The 21,420-nt window shown below is 58.6% G+C and carries 18 protein-coding genes and 1 pseudogene; 9 read left to right on the top strand and 10 right to left on the bottom strand.

From position 1 onward, the window contains the following. Positions 1-21: 21 nt before the first annotated feature. Both AC1DW2_RS39845 and AC1DW2_RS39840 read left to right on the top strand, forming a co-directional pair. The gene (locus AC1DW2_RS39845) at positions 22-1,161 is read left to right on the top strand and encodes a glycosyltransferase family 4 protein (protein WP_477008778.1); all 1,140 of its coding nucleotides are present in this window, start codon (positions 22-24) and stop codon (positions 1,159-1,161) included. After that, a complete protein-coding gene (locus tag AC1DW2_RS39840) occupies positions 1,158-2,120 on the top strand; it encodes an NAD-dependent epimerase/dehydratase family protein (protein WP_477008777.1) in 963 nt (320 codons plus the stop codon). Before AC1DW2_RS39845 ends, AC1DW2_RS39840 begins: the two co-directional genes overlap by 4 nt. Positions 2,121-2,136: 16 nt before the next feature. Here AC1DW2_RS39840 and AC1DW2_RS39835 read toward each other — a convergent pair whose 3' ends face one another. Beyond that, positions 2,137-3,225, bottom strand: coding sequence for a glycosyltransferase family 4 protein (locus tag AC1DW2_RS39835; RefSeq protein WP_477008786.1), 1,089 nt, complete (start codon positions 3,223-3,225; stop codon positions 2,137-2,139). Positions 3,226-3,327: 102 nt separating this feature from the next. On the opposite strand from AC1DW2_RS39835, the gene AC1DW2_RS39830 reads away from it, so the two are divergent. From AC1DW2_RS39830 to AC1DW2_RS39820, 3 genes are all read left to right on the top strand, one after another. Beyond that, entirely contained in the window at positions 3,328-4,401 is a 1,074-nt protein-coding gene (locus AC1DW2_RS39830; RefSeq protein ID WP_477008776.1) for a cellulase family glycosylhydrolase, read from the top strand. 356 nt (positions 4,402-4,757) lie between these two features. Then, entirely contained in the window at positions 4,758-8,234 is a 3,477-nt protein-coding gene (locus AC1DW2_RS39825) for an Ig-like domain-containing protein (RefSeq protein ID WP_477008775.1), read from the top strand. A gap of 355 nt (positions 8,235-8,589) precedes the next feature. After that, entirely contained in the window at positions 8,590-8,832 is a 243-nt protein-coding gene (locus tag AC1DW2_RS39820) for a hypothetical protein (protein WP_477008774.1), read from the top strand. Positions 8,833-9,199: 367 nt separating this feature from the next. On the opposite strand, the gene AC1DW2_RS39815 is transcribed toward AC1DW2_RS39820, so the two are convergent. Next, positions 9,200-10,324: a hypothetical protein gene (locus AC1DW2_RS39815; RefSeq protein WP_477008773.1), complete on the bottom strand. Its 1,125-nt coding sequence runs from the start codon at positions 10,322-10,324 to the stop codon at positions 9,200-9,202. A gap of 18 nt (positions 10,325-10,342) precedes the next feature. Between AC1DW2_RS39815 and AC1DW2_RS39810 the strand changes: the two genes are divergently transcribed. Next, on the top strand, positions 10,343-10,708 hold the full coding sequence (locus AC1DW2_RS39810) for a hypothetical protein (protein WP_477008772.1): 366 nt from the start codon (positions 10,343-10,345) through the stop codon (positions 10,706-10,708). Positions 10,709-12,799: 2,091 nt separating this feature from the next. Continuing rightward, on the top strand, positions 12,800-13,078 hold the full coding sequence (locus tag AC1DW2_RS39805) for a hypothetical protein (protein WP_477008771.1): 279 nt from the start codon (positions 12,800-12,802) through the stop codon (positions 13,076-13,078). A gap of 338 nt (positions 13,079-13,416) precedes the next feature. On the opposite strand, the gene AC1DW2_RS39800 is transcribed toward AC1DW2_RS39805, so the two are convergent. The 3 genes from AC1DW2_RS39800 to AC1DW2_RS39790 all read right to left on the bottom strand — a co-directional run bounded on the left by AC1DW2_RS39800 (position 13,417) and on the right by AC1DW2_RS39790 (position 16,968). Then, positions 13,417-13,896, bottom strand: coding sequence for a hypothetical protein (locus tag AC1DW2_RS39800; RefSeq protein ID WP_477008770.1), 480 nt, complete (start codon positions 13,894-13,896; stop codon positions 13,417-13,419). Between the two features lie 217 nt (positions 13,897-14,113). After that, entirely contained in the window at positions 14,114-14,695 is a 582-nt protein-coding gene (locus AC1DW2_RS39795) for a hypothetical protein (protein ID WP_477008769.1), read from the bottom strand. Positions 14,696-15,294: 599 nt separating this feature from the next. Beyond that, complete coding sequence (locus AC1DW2_RS39790) at positions 15,295-16,968, bottom strand: glycoside hydrolase family 26 protein (protein ID WP_477008768.1); 1,674 nt, start codon at positions 16,966-16,968, stop codon at positions 15,295-15,297. A gap of 456 nt (positions 16,969-17,424) precedes the next feature. On the opposite strand from AC1DW2_RS39790, the gene AC1DW2_RS39785 reads away from it, so the two are divergent. Beyond that, entirely contained in the window at positions 17,425-17,682 is a 258-nt protein-coding gene (locus tag AC1DW2_RS39785) for a hypothetical protein (RefSeq protein WP_477008767.1), read from the top strand. 102 nt (positions 17,683-17,784) lie between these two features. Here AC1DW2_RS39785 and AC1DW2_RS39780 read toward each other — a convergent pair whose 3' ends face one another. The 5 genes and pseudogenes from AC1DW2_RS39780 to tnpA all read right to left on the bottom strand — a co-directional run bounded on the left by AC1DW2_RS39780 (position 17,785) and on the right by tnpA (position 20,985). Continuing rightward, complete coding sequence (locus AC1DW2_RS39780) at positions 17,785-18,426, bottom strand: hypothetical protein (protein ID WP_477008766.1); 642 nt, start codon at positions 18,424-18,426, stop codon at positions 17,785-17,787. 177 nt (positions 18,427-18,603) lie between these two features. Next, a pseudogene (gene tnpC / locus AC1DW2_RS39775) lies at positions 18,604-20,096 on the bottom strand (IS66 family transposase). A 120-nt stretch (positions 20,097-20,216) separates the two neighbouring features. Next, positions 20,217-20,375, bottom strand: coding sequence for an IS66 family insertion sequence element accessory protein TnpB (gene tnpB, locus AC1DW2_RS39770; RefSeq protein ID WP_477008765.1), 159 nt, complete (start codon positions 20,373-20,375; stop codon positions 20,217-20,219). 2 nt (positions 20,376-20,377) lie between these two features. After that, entirely contained in the window at positions 20,378-20,563 is a 186-nt protein-coding gene (gene tnpB / locus AC1DW2_RS39765; protein WP_477008764.1) for an IS66 family insertion sequence element accessory protein TnpB, read from the bottom strand. After that, positions 20,560-20,985 (bottom strand): IS66-like element accessory protein TnpA, encoded by a 426-nt coding sequence (tnpA, locus tag AC1DW2_RS39760; RefSeq protein ID WP_477008763.1) that lies wholly within the window; start codon positions 20,983-20,985, stop codon positions 20,560-20,562. Before tnpA ends, tnpB (AC1DW2_RS39765) begins: the two co-directional genes overlap by 4 nt. Positions 20,986-21,267: 282 nt before the next feature. On the opposite strand from tnpA, the gene AC1DW2_RS39755 reads away from it, so the two are divergent. After that, positions 21,268-21,420: transposase (locus AC1DW2_RS39755; protein WP_477008785.1), on the top strand; the 153-nt coding region annotated here is incomplete at its 3' end.

Here is a 21,420-nt window from a genome sequence, read left to right as displayed (position 1 = left end):
AGTATTGAAAGGCGGTACCGCTTGCGCATTGGAGTATTTATTGAATTGTTCGCACCGAGCGTGGGGGGACAGGAACTATTCTTTGAAGGGCTTTCCCGACAACTCGCCAAGAACGGCCACACGATCGATGTCCATTGTATCGGGCACACGTCCGATCTGGCGGCCGTGGAGAACATGGACGGGATAACGATTTTTCGGCACCCGATGGATGCCTGTTACAAATCCCCGCGCTTCAAAATGATGAAGCGGGCGTGGCCGACGATCATCAAGTATGCGCTGCACGTTCGTCGAGTTGCCAGAGAATCGAACTACGATGTGCTGTTGTTGAATCAGTGGCCGCTATTGCATGCGGTTACGATCCCAAAATCGCAGCGCGCCAAGGCCGTGATGCATTGGTGTGAAATTCGTACCGGGCTTTTCAACCGAACCATTCAAGCCCTCCTGCCGCGTTTCGTGGCCAGAAACGTGGCGGTGAGTGACGCTGTCGGCCAGGCTATCCACAAATTTTGCGTCGGTCCGGTGCATACGCTCCCCAGTGGAATTGATATCGAGCTCTATCGCTCGCTTCCTCGGAGTAGGCGCTCGGGGATCTGCTATCTCGGCCGGATGGCTTCCCACAAGAACGTTCCATTGCTGATCGAAGCCTTTGAGTTGCTGAAGGATCGGGGCTACGTCGGTTCGCTCACCCTGGCAGGCGATGGGCCCGCTTTTGGCGACATCAGAGAACGGGCGAAAATTTCCCGATACGCGTCCGACATTGTCCTGCCTGGCTTGGTCTCGGATCGCGAGAAGATCGAACTCTTTTCCAAATCCGAAGCTCTTGTTATCTCGAGCCTGCGGGAAGGCTTTCCGAGAGTTGTCGCCGAGGCGATGGCTAGCGGTCTTCCAGTCGTTACATGCGACTATGAAATGAACGGCACAAAGGATGTCGTGCGCCTTTATGATTGCGGAGTGGTGACACTTCCGGCTCCGGACCATCTTGCCCAAGGCGTGGGTGACGTGATCGCACGCTGGGACCACTACTCCGAGACAGGCCGTTCGGCGGCAAAGGGGCTCGCCTGGACTTTGATAGCGGATACGTTTGAGCAATTGGTTGCTCCGGCCCCCGACGATCGACCTCTATCCATTTCCGGCCGTTTCAGGGAAGCCAGTGCCGTATGAAGCGGAGAATTGTGGTTGCGGGCGGTGCTGGCTTCGTAGGGCGCCAGCTGGTTAGAAAGTTGCTGGATCGGCACCTCGTTTGTGTCGTAGACGCGCTGAAGTTCGGGAATCGCTTCGGCGAGCGTGAGAGTACCAATATTGTGCTGGAGAAGGTCGATATTCGGGATTGGCGCTCGGTATCGGATGTCATGGAGCGATTTCGTCCCGAAGTCATCATCAATCTTGCCGCAATTCACTTCATCCCAGAGTGTGAACGCGACCCCGTGCATGCCGAGGAAGTCAACGTCCTCGGCACGATGAATCTTGTGCGCGCATGTCCGGCCGGCGCGCGTTTTGTTTTCGCCAGCAGCGGCGCGGTCTATCAACCAGACAATGCGCCTCACGATGAGACGATCTCGGCAGTGGAGCCAGCCGACGTCTACGGCATGACGAAATTGCACGCCGAGCATTATGTGCGATACTTCGCCAAACAGAGAGGGCTCCAAGGAGCAATTGTCAGGCTTTTCAACGTGGTTGGGCCGGGGGAAACCAGCCCGCATATCCTGCCCGAAATCGTCCACCAGCTAAAGGCGGGGAAGACCAGGATCAGGCTCGGGAATGTCTGGCCCCAGCGCGACTACATCCACGTTGAGGACGCGGCGGAGGGGTTCGGACGGGTTGCGCTATATGGCGACATTCCCGCTGGAGAAACGAAACTGGTCAATTTGGGCACCGGCAAGCAATATTCGGTGTCAATGATCCTGGATGAACTTCGGTCGCTCACGGCGCTTCCAATTGAAGTTGAGCATGATGCATTGCGCGCCCGGGCGGTCGACCGGCCATTTCTGCAAGCGAGCATTGCCAGGATTCAAGCCGATTTTGGCTGGTCCCCAAGGCAGAACATCACCACGGCGCTGGCGGATCTTTGGAGAAACCCCGATTTCGCGCCTAGTCTGGTTGAACAGTTGCGCAATCGCTGAATGCCGATTGCCGTCTTCAGCGCGGGCGACGGAGGCGACTTTGCGAAATGGCGTTCTCGTAGATGCGTAGATGCGCCGTCACCTGGCTTTCGATCGTGAATGCCGTTGACGCAAACGACGCTGCCCTCGCGGCGAGCGATTGCGCCAGTTGAGGGGAGTCAAGGAGCGACGAGATATGTTCTGCAAATTCTGCGGGGAGCTGTGGGTCGGCGAGCAGTCCGGTCTCGCCGTGGTGTATAAGTTCCTGGTTGCCGGCAATCCTTGATGCGACGACCGGCACCCCCATTTTCATCGCCTCGACCACCGAAACCGGAACGCCCTCCCAGAGCGAGGGCAGTACAAAGATACGCGACCTAGACATCAACTCAAGCGCATCAGTTCGAGACCTCGTACCGGCCATGGTAACCTGGGACTCGACCCCAAGTCTCTTACAACTTTCGCGCACGGATGCCTCTAGCTCACCGCCGCCGACGATTAGCATCGTCACGTGTGGCCTCTTCATTGCCGCCAGAATCGCCGGCAGTGCGAGCGGATTCTTCTGGGGATGCAGGCGTCCCACAAAGACGATGTCGAATTCGGGTTGCGGGGCGATTGTGCATCCCGCCGGCAGTTCAACGCCGTTATAGACCTGGCTCCACCGCTGGGGATCGTCGACCAGTCCTTCCTTATGAGCGAAAGCCTCATCCGCCTTGCCGACAAGGATAATCCGGTCCGCGCGGCTGATGCACAGCTTCTCCATCAGCTTGAAGAACTGTCGGCTGCCGGTACCTTTTCGGTCATAGTGGAAGCCATGAATCGTGTAGGTGAGGGCGGGACGCTTGCTCCGAGGCAGAAGAGATACGGGCAGTGCCGACCTTGCGCCATGGGCGTGAACGACATCCGGCGCTTCGCGCTCGAGCAACTTCGATATCTCCCGCGATATCCCGATGACGTTTTGCCGACGGCTGAAATCGAGGCCAAATGTCGCCCACCCCTTGGCGTTGGCGCGGTAGAAAAAGTGACTTCCGGTTTGGGTTATGACGGCGGTTTCAACGCCCCTTGCTGCCATCCCGGCGCACAATGTTTCTACGACGACTGGACCTCCTCCAGGATTTCCGTCGGCCATAATATGAACTACGCGCATTCGTCCAGACCAGTGTTGGTCGCGCAATCGAGTTCGGAGAAACTCGATCGAATATATGATACACATAGAACAATGAGATGCTCGATGGAAGCGACGATGAATGGCGGGAACGGCAGGCAAGTCCTGGGATTGGCGAAGCAGGTGGCGAGGTTCGTCGTTTTGCTGGTGGTGCTTGGCTTCCCGTCAATCTGCMGGTCCGATCCTCTGCAGAAGGGTATGAACGCTGGCGATCTTCTCTTCATGCCGCCGTGGGAGCTCCGATCCCGGTTTGCAGAGTTCAGGGATGTTGGCGTCAAATGGCTGAGAGTGGAGTTTGACTGGAATCGCATCCAGCCGGAGAGTCAGGATAGGTACAATATCCAGCAGCATGACCGAATTGTCGCTCTAGCCCGCGAGTTCGATATTTCCGTTCTGGGCCTGATCTATTTCTGTCCCGCATGGGCGAACGGCGGACACAAGCCGCCGGCATATCCGCCGGCCGACCCAGGTGCGTTCGGCCGGTTCGCTGCATACTTGGCGACAAGGTACGCATCTGCCGGTGTTCACCATTGGGAGATATGGAATGAGCCAAATCTCGGCGGCAGCTGGGCGCCGGCTCCGTCACCCCCTCAGTATGTTGCACTGCTTAAGGCTGCCTACGAAGCCATCAAGGACGTCGACAGTGACGCCACCGTCGTATCAGGCGGCTTGGCGCAGCCAAATAACACCGGCACAACCATGCGCGCTGCAGAATTCCTTGATGCGCTATACAGGAACGGGGCGCGACCGTTCTTCGATGCTGTCGGCAATCATCCATATACGTCTCCGAGCCCCCCTGATCGGGCAAATGGAAATTCCTGGCAGCAGATGGAAAGCTCGGAGGGTCTGCGAGGGATCATGGCCAGGTACCAGGATCAGGCCAAGTTCATATGGGTGACGGAGTATGGTGCTCCGACCGAGGGAGAGGCAAACACGGTCATTTCGGAGACGGCTCAGGTCCAGCTTCTCAAATCGGCCTTCGGTCTAGCATCGGAAAAGTCGAATTTTGGACCGATTTTCTGGTACAACTTCAGAGATTGGTGTCCGAAGGGTAAGGCTGATCCCGATTGCTACTATGGACTCCTGAGATTCGACAATTCTCGAAAACCCTCATACGCAGCATTCATCGACTTGCACTGACGGACCGAGATCACAGATTGCTCGGGCGTCGCAGAACCAGCGTGAAATATGGGTAATTCCGTATTGCCGGCTGCACAGTTTCGTGGCAGCTGGAAATCTATACGAGTCTCGTTGGGGAGCACACAGTGCGCTTGGTCGATTTGACAACACATGAACATCCGTAGTTGCACCGGGGGCAGAAGCCGTTCGTTCGTGAGATGCAGCCCAAATCTTAAGGCATTATTATCGCTACCAGCTCGACCTTGATCTTCCTTCTTCGATAAAAACGAGAAACACCCGTTCAATCGACTGCAATGCTTGTCGCGTACTCTGTAACTCGATACGACCGCCTCCTGGTCGTCGTTGCAGGGCTTATAATGACGACCGCCATATCAAATGTGACAGCGATCGACGCCGCCAAGTTTGTGCAGTCTGTCGGCGTAAATACTCACCTTGGCAACTGGACCGTGTACGAGAATGTTGGCCTGGTTGAGAGTTCACTCGCGTACCTTGGAGTGACGACGGTCCGCGACGGCAGCATGTTCTCGACGGCGCACGCTCAGGCGGCGTATTCACAACTGGCGAGTGACGGAATCAAGTTTGACTTTTTCACTCCGCCAGGAACCAACCTCTCGACATTCATCAAACAGCTGGACGCATTTGTCGCAGCTCATCCGAACGGGCTATTCGCGATCGAAGGCCCCAATGAGGTGGATATCCAGACCTTTTCGTACAATGGCAGTTCGTCATTATCAAGCGCAGCCGCATTCCAGAAAGCACTTTTTGCAGCCGTTCAGGCCGATGCAAAGCTGGCGGACGTGCCGGTTTATAATCTCACGCTATCTCAGCCGAACAGCGTCAACTATAGTCAGGTAGGAAATCTCTCGTCGTCGGCCGACTATGCCAATATTCATGCCTACGTCTGGTCCGGGGCCACGCCGAACCAGGTCCTGCTGAATGACATGAAGATTGCACAATGGGACGCGTCCGGATTGCCCGTCATCTTCACTGAAACGGGCTACGACACGATGACGAGCGATCCCATGAGCGGGGTCAATCAGACGGTCCAGGCGAAGTACACGCTCGATATCTTGATGGATGCGTTCAAGGACGGCGTCGCGCAAACGTTCCTGTATGAGCTCTTCGATGAGGCATCTGATCCTAACTTTACGAACAAGGAAGCTCATTTCGGCCTGTTCAAAAATGATGGCAGTCCAAAGCTTGTTGCGACTGCAATACACAACCTCACGACGATTCTAAGCGATCCCAACGCCTCGCAGTCATTCACACCCGGCAGCCTAGCCTATAGTCTGGACAACTTGCCATCGAGCGCCTCCCAGATGCTACTGGAGAAGCACAATGGCACGTTTGATCTTGTTGTGTGGGACGAGCATGTCATCTGGGATCCGAACCTGAAAAAGGAGGTCGCGTCCCCAACTAGTGATGTGACCGTCAATCTCGGAAAGTCCTATGGGGTGGTTTACGTCTACGACCCGCTCGTCGGGACCAGTCCCATCGCGACCTACACGAACGTCTCGCAGCTGCACGTCACGTTGACTGATCATCCACTTGTCATTCAGGTTGGCGATGGAAGTGTGACGTCGGGCCCCTCTTCGGCGGGGTCGGTCGCTGATACGACCCCACCTGCCGCACCGAGCATTGCGACGTTCTCGCCTGATAGCAGCGTTGTGGGCGATGGCATTACCAGCGCCAATCAGCTGACGCTGAGTGGGACCGCGGAGGCTGGCGGCAAGGTTCTGGTGTTCGATGGAGCGACCCAGGTCGGCACCGCCACGGTCGATGCCGGTGGCAACTGGTCGTTCGCGACCAGTATGCTGGTCGACGGCACCCATGCCTTTACCGGCCAGGCGGTGGACGCGGCCGGCAATGTGAGCGTGACGTCTGGCACCTTGAACGTCACGATTGATACGGTCGCACCCAACGCGCCGGTTCTCGTCTCGGACACGCTCGCCGCGTCCAACAAGGTGGTGGTCTCGGGAACGGCGGAGGCTGGCAGCACGATCAAGCTGTACGAGGGCAACACGCTGCTCGGTACGGCGGTGGCGGCGTCCAATGGAGCATGGAGCGTCACGACCGGATCTCTTGCGGCGGGGCCGCATGCGTTCACGGCGACTTCAACAGATGCCGCTGGCAATTCGAGCGGCCTTTCAGCTGCGTTTGACCCGCTCGTCGGGACATTGATCGAGGCAGCTGGGACGACCAGTTTGATAAGCGCTGGAAACAACTTCTATCTGTCTAATGCCGGTGCAGATGTCCTGCTGAAATTCGGTGGCACAGCGTACCTGGCCGGACAGTTCAGCGGCTGGGCGCCGATTGGTGCGGAGGCGACATCGACCGGCTTTGAGGTAGCCTGGAAGAATTCGACGACCGGCCTGTACACGGTGTGGAATAACGACAGCAACGGCAATTTCACGTCCAACCTCCTCAGCAATGTCTCCGGAACGAGCGCGTCCTTTGAGTCGATCGAGACTTTATTCAATCAGGATCTCAACCGCGACGGCGTGATTGGCATTCCCAATAAAACAATCGAGGCGGTCGGCTCCACCAGCCTGGTTCAGCTTGGTGGCAACTTCTTGCTCAATCCGATCGCCGGAGGCACCGGCCCGATCCTAAAGTACGGTGGCACGGCGTTCGTGGCGGGACAGTTTGGTGCGTGGGTGCCGCTTGGCGTAGAAGCGACGTCGAGCGGCTATGACGTCGCCTGGAAGAACACCTCGACCGGGCTGTACACGGTGTGGACCGCCGATAACAACGGCAACTTCACCTCCAACCTCCTGAGCAATGTCTCCGGAACAAGCACAGCTTTTGAGTCAATCGAGACGCTGTTTCAGCAGGACTTCAACGGCGACGGGGTGATCGGTTTGCACACGACGACCATTGAGGCCTCGGGCGCAACCAGCCTGCTGCAGGTCGGCAGCAACTATTTCCTCGGAGGAAATGGGCCCACCTTGAAATATGGTGGCGTGACGTACGTGGCCGGACAGTTCAGCGGTTGGGTGCCGATTGGAACGGAAGCGACATCGAGCGGCTATGACGTCGCCTGGAAGAACACCTCGACCGGGCTGTACACCGTGTGGACCACCGACAGCAACGGCAACTTCACCTCGAATTTGCTCAGCAATGTCTCGGGGACGAGCACATCTTTGAAATCGATCGAGACGGTGCTGCATCAGGATCTCAACAGCGACGGTGTAATCAATAGCTCATCGACCGTACTTGATATTTCTGGAAAGATCACTCTTGCTCTCGGCAACTTGAGCCAAGCGACCGTCATCGGACCAGGCGCGACGCTCGAACTGACTGGAGCGGCTTCCGGATCGGTCACGTTCAAGGGCGTCACCGGTACCCTCACTCTCGATCATTCCACGCAATTTACTGGCACGATTTACGGCCTTTCCGGCAACGGTGATCCGTCCAGTTCGGACATTCTTGATCTCAAGGACATCTCGTTCGGATCAGGCACGAAAGTCGCCTATTCAGGTGACACATCGGGCGGGGTACTCACCATCTCGGACGCCCAGAACCACATCGCGCATATCACGCTGGCCGGCGACTACACCCATTCAACGTTCAATCTCTCAGGCGATGGAAACGGCGGCACCCTCGTCATCGATCCGCCAGTTGACGGGTTTAACTTCTCCGCTATCACCTCTCAGCCCGGATCCACATCTGCGGCGATCCCTTTATGGAATGGACCCGTGCCAAGCTCGAAGGTGTTCGCGCAGGCATTACACGACCTCCACGTTGACAGCAACGTTCAGCACGGCATGGAGAGTGCGCATTTCACCCTGTCCCACGCCTCGCCGGCTGATCTATTTCTGTTGCACGTTTAACCGATGATTGCTCTTGGAAGAGGCTGTAAAAGCCCGGTTGTCCGCGTGGCCGCGATATCGGCGTCGGCGATTACGCTATAACGGCCTGAGACGCTGGCGAGCGCGTGCGGGATCGGAGTAGTGTTGGTAAGCGAGGTTTCACTAGTACAAAGCGGGTCAGATTAGTTTGGTTTTCACAAAAGAGCGCTGTCTGTAAGCAAGCAGGACCGTTGGGGGCCAGAGGCTTATGCGAAATCTTATAATTGCTGTGTTGTTTGTTCAAATTCTTGCGTGCTATCCGTTACCGGTATCAGCCGGGGGCACTTGCATCCTGCATCCGCAACCCTTCAAGCTGCGATCGGACACCATTCAGTGGTTGATCAAAATCAAGCCCGGCGCTGAATGTATTCAGGGGCTACGCTGGTCGACGATCATGATTGACGCGATCGCGGTTGTAGACCCGCCGAAATCAGGCCGCCTTGTCTTGCAAGGCCCTTCATTCCGCTATTTTTCGGACCCGGCCGCACAGGGGGCCGACCATTTCAAGATTGCGATCAAGGGAACCTCGCTGCAAATCGGCGGATCCTCGTCGATTGAGGTAGACGTCGTCTCACAGTAAGCGGTCGGTGGCGACGCAGGCCCGTTCAGAAATCCTAGCGAGGCGCAAAGGTGCGATTGCTGTTGAGAGCGGGGTTGGCCGAGGCCGCCGGGGGCGCGCCTTGCCCGATGGGGTTCTGGAATGGATTGTTGCTAGGCTGGGTCGCTACGGGTGAACGCGAACCCCGCGCGTAATTTTGGGACGTATAACTCTGCTGTCGGCCATTCGCATTCTGCTGCGTGCCTTGAGCAAACGCTGGAACAGTCAGAAGCGAAAGCAGAGCAGAGGTTAGCAACAGTTTAGGGGCACTCATAGGAGCCTCCACACGGGGCCGTATCAACCTAACGCCACCACTGTAGATAGGTTGCATCCATCGCTTGGCAAGAGGTCATGGTTTCTTGCAGGCTGAATAAAACGTGCCGCTGGTGGTGATGACCCGCTCGATGCACTGCCGAGGATCCACAATGGCGCCTTCGACCCTGAAGTAATAGGACTGGTTCTTGAGGATCAGCGCATACTGGCCGGGTGGAAGCTGCAGTGTCGGGTCCTCGCTGTGGAGTCTGTACATCTCCGGATTATCTGGCACGGGAGACGCCCGGTATGGATAGGAGAAATTTCTGATGACCCAGGAGTCGTTGTCGTCGAGCCGCCTGCCTGCCGACTCAGCCGAGAAATCGCGAGCAATCCTGGCAATCACGCGCACCTCGGCACGCTCCAAAATGTTGGTAGCGGTTTCTCGCCGAAAGACAATGAACTCGGGGTGTCCGTTTCGCAGGCTCACTTTGCCGGGTAGGCTGAATGCGGCAGAGATCGCGACCCTCGCATCTGGCGGCCGGCCGGGCAGCAGCCGGAGTTCGGTCAAGGCGTCGTCTCCGAGCGCATAGACGCCGTAGTCGGTCGGCCGCGGGAATGAAGGAGGCGGTGGGGACCGACTCAAGGCCGTATCGGCCGTTGCGGAGGCGGGTGTCCCGACTGCTCCCTCGGGAACTGTCTGTCCCCTCTGACCCTGGAGGGGCTGTCCCAGCATCATCAGGCGTTCGCGTTGCAGCACAACGATAAAGACGGTTCCAAGGACCAGCAGGACCGCAGCGGTCCGCGTCATGACAGCCCACAAGGGATGGCGATCGGCTCCATTTGCCGGATGGATCAGCCCTACGCCCGATTCGGATGGAACGGGACCGGCTTCTCCTAGTGGCGGGTCACGCGGCAAAGCCGAACTCAGCTGTGGTACCGAAGATGGTGCAGGCAGGTTGACTTGCTGCCGTGAGAATTCCTCTACGCCGTGGATCGCAGTCTCGAGCGCGCGTTCGGCGCGCTGGGTATCTGTCGGATTTGAATCAACGAGTTGTTCCTGAAGCTTATGGCGCGCCAGATCATAGACCGCCTGGCGCATAAGCTCAGGATCGGCCTTCATCGTTTCTATTATCCGAGCGATCACCAACGCGAATTGAACCTCGTCAGAGGCCTGATTGGCGCCTTCTTCCTCGCGCTCCCGCAGCTCTCGCGAACTCATGCCGATTTGGGCGCTCCTGTGGCGGCTGGCCGCAACCTTATTTCAGTGTTCAAAATACCCCAAAAGAAACTAAAGTATTCGTCGGCGGCTTCAAAGAGCGGCTGTCTGTTCGGCAAGGAGAAGATGGTGACCTTCATACCAAGACGCGAAATCGTCGTGCTGGGCTTGGCTTACCTTGTCCTCGCTGCGACCGGAATTCCAGCATTGGCCGTCACCGCCGAGGTAGCCCGAAAGTGCAGCGCACTCATGGCCAAGCAGTTTCCGCCCCGCGAATCCGGCAACCCCGCAGCTGGAAGCACAAAGGGAAGCGGCCGCGATCAGCAAGCCTTTTTCAACAAGTGCGTTGCTAACGGGGGCAAGATCGACGATAGCAACGCGAAGTAAAGGGTATCCATAGGGAGCCGCAAGTTGCCCCTGGCAATAGCGCACTCACCCGTTCGCCGGTGGTGGCTCCGGGACGTTACCATCCTTCGCCATACATTCGCTGAAGTATGCTTGACGATCGCCGCTTCCGCGGACTGATCCCGGCCGCTTGTATGGATAGACAAGATAGGAATAGCGCATGCACTTCCTAGCAGTCTCGGCGCTTGGGCTTGCAAACGCGTATTTGCCCGGCAGGTCGAGAGTGACGGCGAGGCCTATCCCCGCTAGGAGCCAAATCAGTTTCAGGGAATTCATGTTTGCCATTTCGCAGCCTGGAGGAGTATCGGTCAATTTGAGGACTACGTGTTAGTGTGGAATCGGACATTTCCGGTCAAGTGGGGGTACTTCGAGGTGATATCGGAATTAAGCCAGCCAATGGACCGTAAGGGATAGCGCTCGCAATGAGCGCGAAGCACGGCGACACCAAGAGATCTAAGTCAGACAATGTCGTCGCGTGACGGCGAGTTAGTCCGACGACGTCGACGCAAAAGTGCTCGCGCAGCGCAAACCCCGCACCAAAGTCCCCGTCGAAAGAACATCGCTATCGGGAATAATGCAAACATTCTTGTTCTACAGCAATTCGACGGCCGCTCCAGAAATACATGGACCACTGAGGTTTCAAAGAATTCTTCAGCATGGAAAACACCAAGGCGCTCTGCGCCTTGTATCTATATCGCCAAGGTACGGAGCCCTCAACGTGGTGAGCAAGTTTATGTAATCGCTCAACCTTAAGTCTGCGAGTGACGATACCCGCGGTACGGTCCAAAGGATTCTTGCGCAACCGCCCGGATAACCTCGCGCGATCGCCTGAAGCATCAATCTGGATCAACGAAACGCAAAACCAGCAAGACGGCCGCGCCGCCCGTAACAGCGGCCAGTACGACTAGCGGCAGAAATCTTTGTAGCCTTCGGAAGCTCGCGTGACTATCGTCGCCGGACTACTGTATGTCAGGCGTAGCTAACCCTAGCGCCAAGCGGTCGAGCATGGATCTGGAAGGCATTGCACGTCGCTCTTGAGCAGCGCTAGAAGTTCGATGCGCTCAACCACAAGCTACGCAGGCTTCGACAATGTTCAACCCCAAAACTAAACCAAGCTGCTCATTTTTTATCCATACAAATGCCATGCAATAGTCCGCGACCGGCCGTGTGGCCAAGGCCTCAGCCTAACGCATTGTTTGCGGCTTGAGTCGCGCACTCTCTGATAGAGAATTGGAAGGCCTCACTGCGTCGCCCTCAGAGAGGCTCTTTTGTGGAGGCTGACCACCAGCCCCCCGGGACGAGCGGTCGTCGGAATTGTCTGAGGGCGCAGAGGCAGAGGGAGTGTTGCCGCGGATGAGAAAAGCTGGTGGCCGGGTCATTCGCGGAGCGCCGAGATAGGGCTCATACTTGAGGTACTCAGTGTACCGCTTTCGCGAGACTGCTGCACGCGTCGCGTAGCCCGCTCCGAAAAACACCGTGGCCACCACAGACAGTATCAAGAGACCGAGCACACAGCACTCCAATCGGGTATTGCCATCCGTCAAATGCAGCTGGAGCAAATTTCGCGCCACCAATCGGCACAGTTCAAGCGCCGCTCCAACGTCACCTGGTTGGCCCGCGCTGACTTAGCCAATTGTTATGTGCCTAGTATGTCAAAGCTGGCTAACCAATTGAATCGGCGCCCCGAAGGTTCCAATCTGTACCAAATACGACGAATTAGCGCCTGGGCCTGTCTTGGCGTTCGGCACCTTCCTAGAATATCGCTGGTGGAATTTAAGATCGCAGCTTGTGGTAGAGTTAAATTTCAGGCGCTTCAGGATGGCGATCCGCCACCCTTTAATGGGAGATTCACCAACGGGCAAGCCGACCCCTGCTCCCTTACATATCGTTTAGCGCCATCGTCCATAGTTGGCGCCTCACGTAAGGGGACGAACCATGTCACGAATTTCATTTGGCGCAGCTATCGCTGCGATGCTGATGTTGCTCGCGTCAGCGTCTGAAACCAAAGCCACACCGAATTGCTTGCGCGATAACAAGCCATACAGGCTTGCGGGCGACACCATGGAATGGTCGATGACGATCGCGCCGGGGGCAGATTGCATCCAGGGACTTCGCTGGTCGACGATGCAGATCTACAAGGTAGAGGTGACGGAGAAGCCGAAGAGCGGCGAGATCGTCCTGGTCGGCCCCGGGTTCCGCTACTTCGCAAAACCGAACTTTTCGGGGACGGACAGATTCACCCTCCTCGTGGTGGGCAAGAACCGGCATGACGAAGGCACCTCGACGGTTGAGGTCACGGTGTCCCGGGCGAATGCCCCGCTGCTCGTCAGCGCTGTCGACCATCCGCAGTGAGGCCCGTCGCCCAGTTGGCGCCCTGCGCCGACGAACGGCGCGTTCGCTGCCTCGGTTCGTTTCCAACGCAGCTTTGGGGGCATGGGCTCAAAAGGCATCGGATCCGAAGGCACGGGCCTTTGTCCGGGGTGGACCGATACGGCCAAGAAGGCTGGTCGATGCCGGCCTCTTCGGCCGTCGATGTTGGCCCGCAGGGGCGCGAGGCGCCCGCCATGATTGATTGGCGACAAGGCTTCAGCCATGCCAGATTGCCCGCGTGCTAGCAGTTGCTGCCCACGATCTGTCAGCGAAGATTCGTCGGGAAGCTGTGCTGGCCGTCTTCGTGGTCGGTGGCTTCCTCAGGGTGATGCGCTCTCAAGCTCGATCATGGTCGGGTCTGTTACGCCAGAAACGTCGTGTCCCAAGAGAGTGTGGCTCCGGACGATCCAGGTGTGGTCCTCTTGCTCAATCGCGATTGTCGTTCCTTCCGGGAGCAGGCTACAACCTAGAATTGCGAGATCCGGCGCGCCGCCATCGCGGAGCTGCGTAGCCGCAAAAGCAAGCCCTGCATGACTGCGGCATAAAAGAGCGCCGGGGATGCCGGGTGACGCCTTGGCTTTTCCGGTGATCAGTTGCTCGGGGGCAAGTTCCGGAAATTTGTCCGCCGCCAAGGAGTGACCGGCGAGGATCGCCGCTGCAGCCAAAACGAAGAAGCGAGGATGGGGCATAACGGTTCCGGGATAGCCAAAATCTTCGCTTTCTTCACGGCGAATCAAGCGAACTAGGATCGTACCGAGTCGAGCATCCGCGCCAATACTTTTGTTCAGCGCTTCTTTCATCGTGGCTGGATGCACGCCCAAGCATGATAAGTGTCCCCTCGATAACGAACGAGGACCATTCCTCACCGATGTCGCCGAGACAAGTCATTGTCCGGGTTGACCCTTTCACAAAGTCACTCCCAACAGCGTCGGGAGGCCGCAATATCGTCGCAGCCGGTCGGTCATGCGGGCGCGCGACAGCCCTGCCTGATCGACTGTGAGGTGCCGAGAGGACCGCTCAATTTTGCAAGAATGGAACGCGGTTTGGCGCCGCCGCACATTGATCCGCCGATCCTTCTACCCGCTTGGATTTGCGACAGATGGCGACGGCGCATTCACGCGCAAATCCGGCGTGATGCATGTCGTGCCGGGCGCAAAGGACGACTTTATCTGATTGCGGTTGGGCCAAGGACCTCAATCTAATCTCAACGACGCGGACCCATTGATCCACCTGAGGGACGCTGGTTCCGAATTTCTCGGAGGAGCTGCATGCGTTTTGTTTGTGCGGCGTTGAGCAGGCTCTCGAACAGGACGATGATATGTGCGCCTGCACGTGGACTTCAGTGTCGATGACGTGCGTATCGAAGCTATAGGCAGCAAGGCGCGCGTCGATCTCGGTTGTAGCCATTGGATCAATCCGCCAGCTGAGCGCATTTTGACGCGTGTAGTACTCGGCCTCGTCTTGGCAGTCGGGTACAATTCCAGCCAAATCGATGCGCCCTAACGCGGCCTCAATCGCCTTTTGGCGATAGGTCTCAAGAAGCTTAGGGCGCAACAGACGATAGCGTTGGATCGATAGTCCGGCGCTTCGGAGCGACATTTGAACAGCCGAAAGCGCGGGGTCCCTGAAGATAACGTCAAACCGACAAATCGAAGCCAATCGCACCAACGTCAAGGTACGGGGCCCAATACGGTGGACGGCAAAACCCGGTCCCGCCGAAACGCGCTGCGCCACGGCCTAGCGCGGCGCAGCATCAGCGAGCCTGCGGGGGTAGAGGATTTGGTTGCAGCGATCGGACCTTGCCCATGGCATCAGATCGCGCCGGAATCCGTGACGCGCCTCGCGCGTTGCAAGCTGAAGCCGTTGCGCATTCGCGGCGTTCGGCTGGAGATGTTGGCCGCGATTTGGGGGTGACCCGTCCCGGCACGTCTGCACAGCTCGCAGGTCTTGAGCGCTATGAGCGAGCCGCCCTGGCGAAACAGAAGCGGGCGCTTCGACCCCTCAGACGCGAGGGCGGTTGAAGCAGCAAGACGAGATTGGCATCATCACGGAATTTCCGGCTGATGACGGTCATGATATCAACCTCGCCGCGAAGCCGCACTTGAATCGGTCGAAGTCACCTTGTGCTGATCGTTCTGGACATGGTGATGGCTGCCGCACCCAAGTGACCGCATGGAGTGGCTGGGCGCGGCAGTGGATCAATGCTGCGGTCTGGTCAAAATTAAATCCTGTGCCCAAGTGGCGCTATTCGACCCAGTTGACACAATCTGACCGGGCTCGACCCGACCGGCGTTACCGGCCAGATGTTGATTCAGAAGAGCAAAGCCGTGATTTGCCAGAAACGCTGCGGTCGAGCCGTCTGCATGTGATGCCTCCGCCGCGTTGATCGGTGCTGTTACAGCGTCAAAACCGCCCCTCTCGGCGACGAAGTGCTCGATCTGACTCAACAAAGCAGAACTCTGGCCTGCCAGGCTCATGCTTGTGTGGGTCGCAGGAGTCGTCATTCCACCATTCGTGATCGAGTCGCGATGCTCGCTCCACGATCCATGGTCCGGGTTGGTGCCGGTCGAATGATCGGTCACATTAGTCTGCGGCGGCGAGGTTGGAGTAGGCGCGGCCGCAGGAAGAGTGTCCGCGACGGCAACAACCGGTGTGTGCGATGAATCAGTAGTCACCGGTGCGGATTTGGATGTGGACGTAGATGTAGGCGGGTCGCCGAAATACCTCGCCCACGCTGCGGCCTCTAGTGGCTTGTGGTCGGCGGAACTGGTGAAACGATATTGTCCAACGGAGTTCGAATCCCAGATGTTCACAAAGCTGACGTGGACCCCCGATTGATGCAGCGTGTCCGCCAGCCACTTCACGAATGTCGGATTGTCGGTGAGACGCGCGCCATCATGCGTATTGCCCGCACCGGTTTCGGCAATCGCGAACGGCTTGCCGGTTGATTTGGCGAGATCGATCAGCTGCTGAAGCGTGGTCGCATGGCCCACGCTGCCATCAAGCGACCATTGGTTGGCGGCCGGGTAGGTGTAGTAATGTTGGAGGTTGACTGGATCCGACGCCCATTGCTGGACACTCGAATCGTAGACCGGGTGGGACGAGTTGAGGACTTGCCCGCTCTTGTCCCAGTCATAGAGGTGCGTCGGCGAGCCGTAGGGAAAGACATCGCCATAGACGTCGGCGGCGATGATATCGACATACTGGTTCCCAGGGTAAGCAGTCTGGATGACATTGCCGGCGTGGCTGTAGTTCACCACGCTCGGATTCCACGCTACCTGGACGCTCACTCCCTCGGCCTTGCCCGCGGCGTGCAAGACCGTGGAGATGTGCTGGAACGCCTTGACCCAATCCGCGCGTGTCGCGGCGTCGTTGCCGGCATAGGACGGCATGGTGTCGATATTCATCTCCCAGCCGGGCCGCCAGATCTGTGTCGCGAAACCGTGGTCGGCCCAGGTCTTGACCATCCCTTTCAGAACGGAATCGTACTTTCCGGCCGCGAAGTCCTTGTAAAACTGATCGGGAGTTCCCGAGCCTGGCGCGGTCGAAGTCATCGGCAACCCGATCACCGGCGTAACGCCTTTAAGCACGGGCGACTGGGCCATTGAGGCTGCATTCCAACTCGCCTGACCAACCCAACCTGAGACGGGCAGGCGCTGATCGCTATATTGGTCGAGGAATTGCGGCTTCGTTTTCATCAAGTCCGAGAAGGCGTTGAAGTTTGTTTCGAAACTCGCCTCCTCACTCGAATCATAATAGTTTGGGTTGCCGACAAAGACGCCGAGAGGAAACGGCGTGGCACCGGTTGCGTTCTGAACCATGTCTCTTGCTTGCTCCCCTTCTCCTTGCTTGATCCCCGGCTGTTGATTCATGTCTAGTCAGAAAATGCGGATTTCTGATGTCATTACTGAACGCCCATCATCGCAACCCGTCACCGGCTATAAGCTCGTGATCACTGAGCGGCTCTAGGAAGACGTACGAGCGAGTGGCAGCAAAGCCAGCCCGTCGGCCTAGACTAGGGGTCGTACTCAATAAGGATTCTCACGCGGGATCAATCGTGCATCAAGGTCTCCGACTGGAGGATGCGCGAGCAACTTTACTGGTTGAGCGACGCGGAGTGGAAGCGCCTTCAACTCTTACTGCCAAGCGGACGGCGCGGTGCGTATCGGGTGGACAACCGACAGGCGATTAGCGGGATCGTGCATATCTATGGCCAGGACGCCACCTTTGGCCTGCTAACATCAAACATCCTCGATTCAGTCTCCCCAACTTCGTGTTCTCGCCACAAACGACACTCACGAATGCGTGACCTAATACGGGGAGAAAAAATGCGCGCGCAGAGATCGACATGGAAGGTCGTGGGGGCCGGAAGGCGTCGCTCGAGCATCGAGCAGCTTCAACTTGATCTGGCAGCGGTGCATCGATGTATCGACGTATTGGAGAAAGCTGGTGCCGATCCTCAGGACATTGAAGTTCTGACGGCACATGCGCTAACGATCGCCGAACGGATCGACGAGGAGCTCTGGCTCAATCCCGCCGAAGCGTTGGGGTGGCTATTTGATAACGCAAACACGCAGGGTCGCTGAAGTGCAGGGACCGGCCTGAGGATATCCGCTTCTGCTGCGCAACAGGTTCCAGAGCGGACATTGGGCGGCTCGAGAGAGCGACCGGTGGTTGTCAGAAACCTGCTACTTGCAGCTGCGGCAGATCGTGAGCTTGCGCTTCAAGTTCTCTTCTTCCGCTCGATCGACCGATTGGTGTCCTGCGATGCTATCTGACTCTTGACTGTGTTTGGACTGTTTTGCCGAGCGCGACCTGACCGGTCGCGTCGCCTGGCTTGATGTGTCACTGTCGTCAACGATACCGACGCTAAAGCCATCGTAGTCGGTGGCTGGTTTAGACGACGGCGCGAGTCTGCCGATGACCTGCGCGGACGAAACGTCGTCGGACGCCGTCGGTAGTGTGTCCTTCGCAGTGACAGATGGCAGGGCGTTCGCAGTGATCGCCCGTGGTCGCGCATCCTTGGCGGATGGGGGTGGTACCGAACGCTTGGCAGTCGCTGTGGGCGGCGGAACGTCATCCGTCGCCGATGACGATTCAACATTGGTCTTTGCAGATTGCGCAGAACTTTTGGTAGCCAGCGGCGACACGTTGGGCGGCGCTATTGGCGGCCAACCGCTGTTGGTGGTGGTCGGAGGTGCCGAACCTTGTTCAGCCGACGGCGGCGCAAGTGAAAGCAGCGGGGCAAGCGAAGTTTGACATCTTGCGCTGTCTTGCAACCAAAGACTGGAAGACAACAAGCCAAAGGCAAATAGGGCGGCGTTTTTCATTCGCGTCCTGCAAATCGTTTCGATCGAAGTAATTGATCGCGCAACTCTGCTGGCCACGCTTCGGTGAGAAATAACTGTTGCTCACATGGCGATCAAAGTTGACGGAAATGGGGAGCAATGGTACGCATCCGACGATGACCCCTGGGCAGGTCACTTTGGGCGGATAGCCGATTGCGCTCAGGCGGCGTGAGCGACGCTCTGAGGGCGCCAATTCCAAGGCAGGAGTTCGTGAATGCGCTTGGCGGGATGATCCGGCAAGCGGCCGAGCACATCGGCGAGCCAAGCCTGCGGATCGATGTCGTTGAGCTTGGCGCTGGCGATGAGGGCGTAGATGGCCGCGGCGCGTCGGCCGCCCTCATCGGAGCCTGCGAAGGTCCAATTTCTTCTTCCCACGGCGACAGCTCGTAGCTCGCGCTCGGCGGCATTGTTCGACATGCAGAGCCGCCCGTCATTAAGGAAGTGGGTGAATGCGTCCCAGCGATTGAGGAAGTAATTGATCGCCTTGGTCGTGTCGTTGTTCTTGGAGAGCTTGGCGCGCTGCTCGCGCAACCACGCCTACAGCTCAACGATCAGGGCGCGGCTACGCTCCTGGCGCACGCGCAGGCGCTCCTGCGGCGCAAGACCGTTGATCTCACGTTCGATGGCGAACAGGACATCGATGCGTTTGACCGCCTCGGCCGCGATCGGCGCCTTGCTGAGCCGTGCCAGATCAAAGAACTTGCGCCTGCCGTGCGCCCAGCACGCGGCCTCGATGATTGGGCCTGCTTTGCGATTGGCCTCGTAAAGCCTGCTGAACCCGGCGTAGGCGTCGGCCTGCATCAGTCCGGCATAGCCGGCCATGCTGCTCCGGATGCTCACCACCGCGGTCCGGCGAGTAGATGAACACAGCCGCCGGCGGATCTGGCCCGGCAAACGGGCGGTCGTCGCGCACATAGGCCCAGAGCCGGCCGGTCCGGGTCTTGCCCTTGGCCAGCACCGGCACCGTGGTGTCGTCGCCGTGGATGCGCTCGGCCGCGAAGACGTGGCTCCGGATCGCATCTACCAGCGGCATCAGGGTTGCGGCGGAGGCGCCCACCCAGTCCGCGAGCGTCGACACGTCGAGGTCGACGCCTTCACGTTGATAGACGTCGCTCTGACGATTGAGCGGCAGGTGCAGGCCGTACTTGGCGAACAGGATATGGGCCAGCAGCTTGGGCCCCGCACGCCCGCGCGCAATCGGATGCGAGGGGGCCGGCGGCTGGGTGATCGCTTCGCAGGCCCGGCAGACGAGCTTCTCGCGCACATGCTGGATCACCTTCCGCTGGCGCGGAATGAGCTCCAGCGTCTCGGTCACGTCCTCGCCGATCTTGCGTAACCGGCTATCGCCGCAGCATGGGCAGGTGGCAGGTACCGGATAGACAAGGCGTTCCCGCGGCAAATTCCGGCAGCGGCCGGCGGGCCGGCTTGCGGCGCTCGAACGCTGGCACCGCAATCTTGTCGGCTGCCATCTGCGCCGCCGTCTCGGCTTGCGCCGCGTTCTCCTCCAGGTCGGCGAGCTGCAGCTCGAGCTGGTCCAGCAATGCGCCGCGCTCGGAGGACTGTCCGAACTGCTCGTGCCGCAGCTTCCTGATCGTGAGCTTGAGCTTCTCGATCAGCAGTGTCCGTGCCTGAGCCTCCGCCTCCGCGGCCAAGCGGGCCGCGTCACCACATCGTCGGGAAGAGAATCATCGGCGCCCATCGCCGACCAGAGAATCACAAGATGCGGTCTCTGTCCGAACTGCCGATCGTGCTATCGATTCAAATCCCAGCAATCAGCCAGCCGCCTGCGGCCGCCACGTGTGTTGCGGCATCCGCCAGTCAATGCCCTCCAGTAGGTAGCCAAGTTGGGCTGGGGTGATACTCACCACGCCATCAACCGGTGATGGCCAGAGAAAACGGCCGCGCTCTAGCCGCTTGGCGTAGAGCGACATGCCTAATCATCGTGCCAGAGGATCTTGATCAGCTTGCCGCTCTTGCCTCGGAACACGTAGAGGTCGCCGCCGTGCGGGTCGCGCCTGAAGGCTTCCTGCACCAGCACGGCCAGCGAGTTCATGCCGCGACGCATGTCGGTGTGGCCGGTCGCAATCCACACCCGCACGCCCGACGGGATGGGGATCACCGCAGCCGTCCATCTGCCAGCGCCGCGACCACCGCCTTCAGCGTCGCCGCGTCGACCGCGCCAGTAATCCGCATCCGAGCTCCGGCCGCAAACTCGATCTCGATCGCCCCGCCGGCCGGCTCGACTGGACCAGGCGTCGCCCCCGATTCCGGTACCAGCATCGCCGGTATGAAGTTCGTGTGCTGATCGGCGGCATCCGCTGGCTCGGGACGAAACGCTCGCCGCCATCGCAGCAGCAACGAGCGCGAAACGCCATATCGCCGCGCCGTCGCCGCGACCTGGCGCGGCGCCTGTAAGCTCTCCAGGACGATCTTGAGCTTCTCATCCTCGGACCAGCGCCGCCGCCGGCCTGTATCCACCACTTCGAGCCGTTCGACTTGGGCACTGCGCCTATCACTGTCCATAAGGACAGTTCTCAACAACACGCCTCACTCGGCAAGGCGGCCTTCACCGGACGAATACGAGCAATGGGCGGAAACAAGTGATTCTTCGGGGGCGTTTATGCCGCAAGGCGGACTTCGCTGCGGTAATGCCTGATTATCGGAAGTCACGTCGAAATTGTTTGCACTATCCGCGGCATCATTGGTGCACTTCCAGCGCCGGCTGAGCGTAAGCGCTGTTTCGGTCCCACCTTCCATTGAAGGCGTCGAGCGAGGAATGATCGATCTCTGATTGGAGATCGGCTTGTGTCTAAGCTTGAACATATGCTTGAGCCCAGGACCTCGGTTCGTCTGGTCGAGGTCATCACGGAGAGCGGCCGACGCCGGCAGTTCTCGGCCGACGACAAGGCGCGGTTCGTCGAGGAGACGCTGGCCCCGGGAGCCGTGGTATCGGAGGTCGCGCGGCGGCACGGATTG

It is taken from the genome of Bradyrhizobium sp. P3_C3 (genome assembly GCF_056402655.1).
The sequence above is the reverse complement of the archived record's forward strand: the minus strand, read 5'-3'. Positions and strand labels throughout refer to the sequence as shown.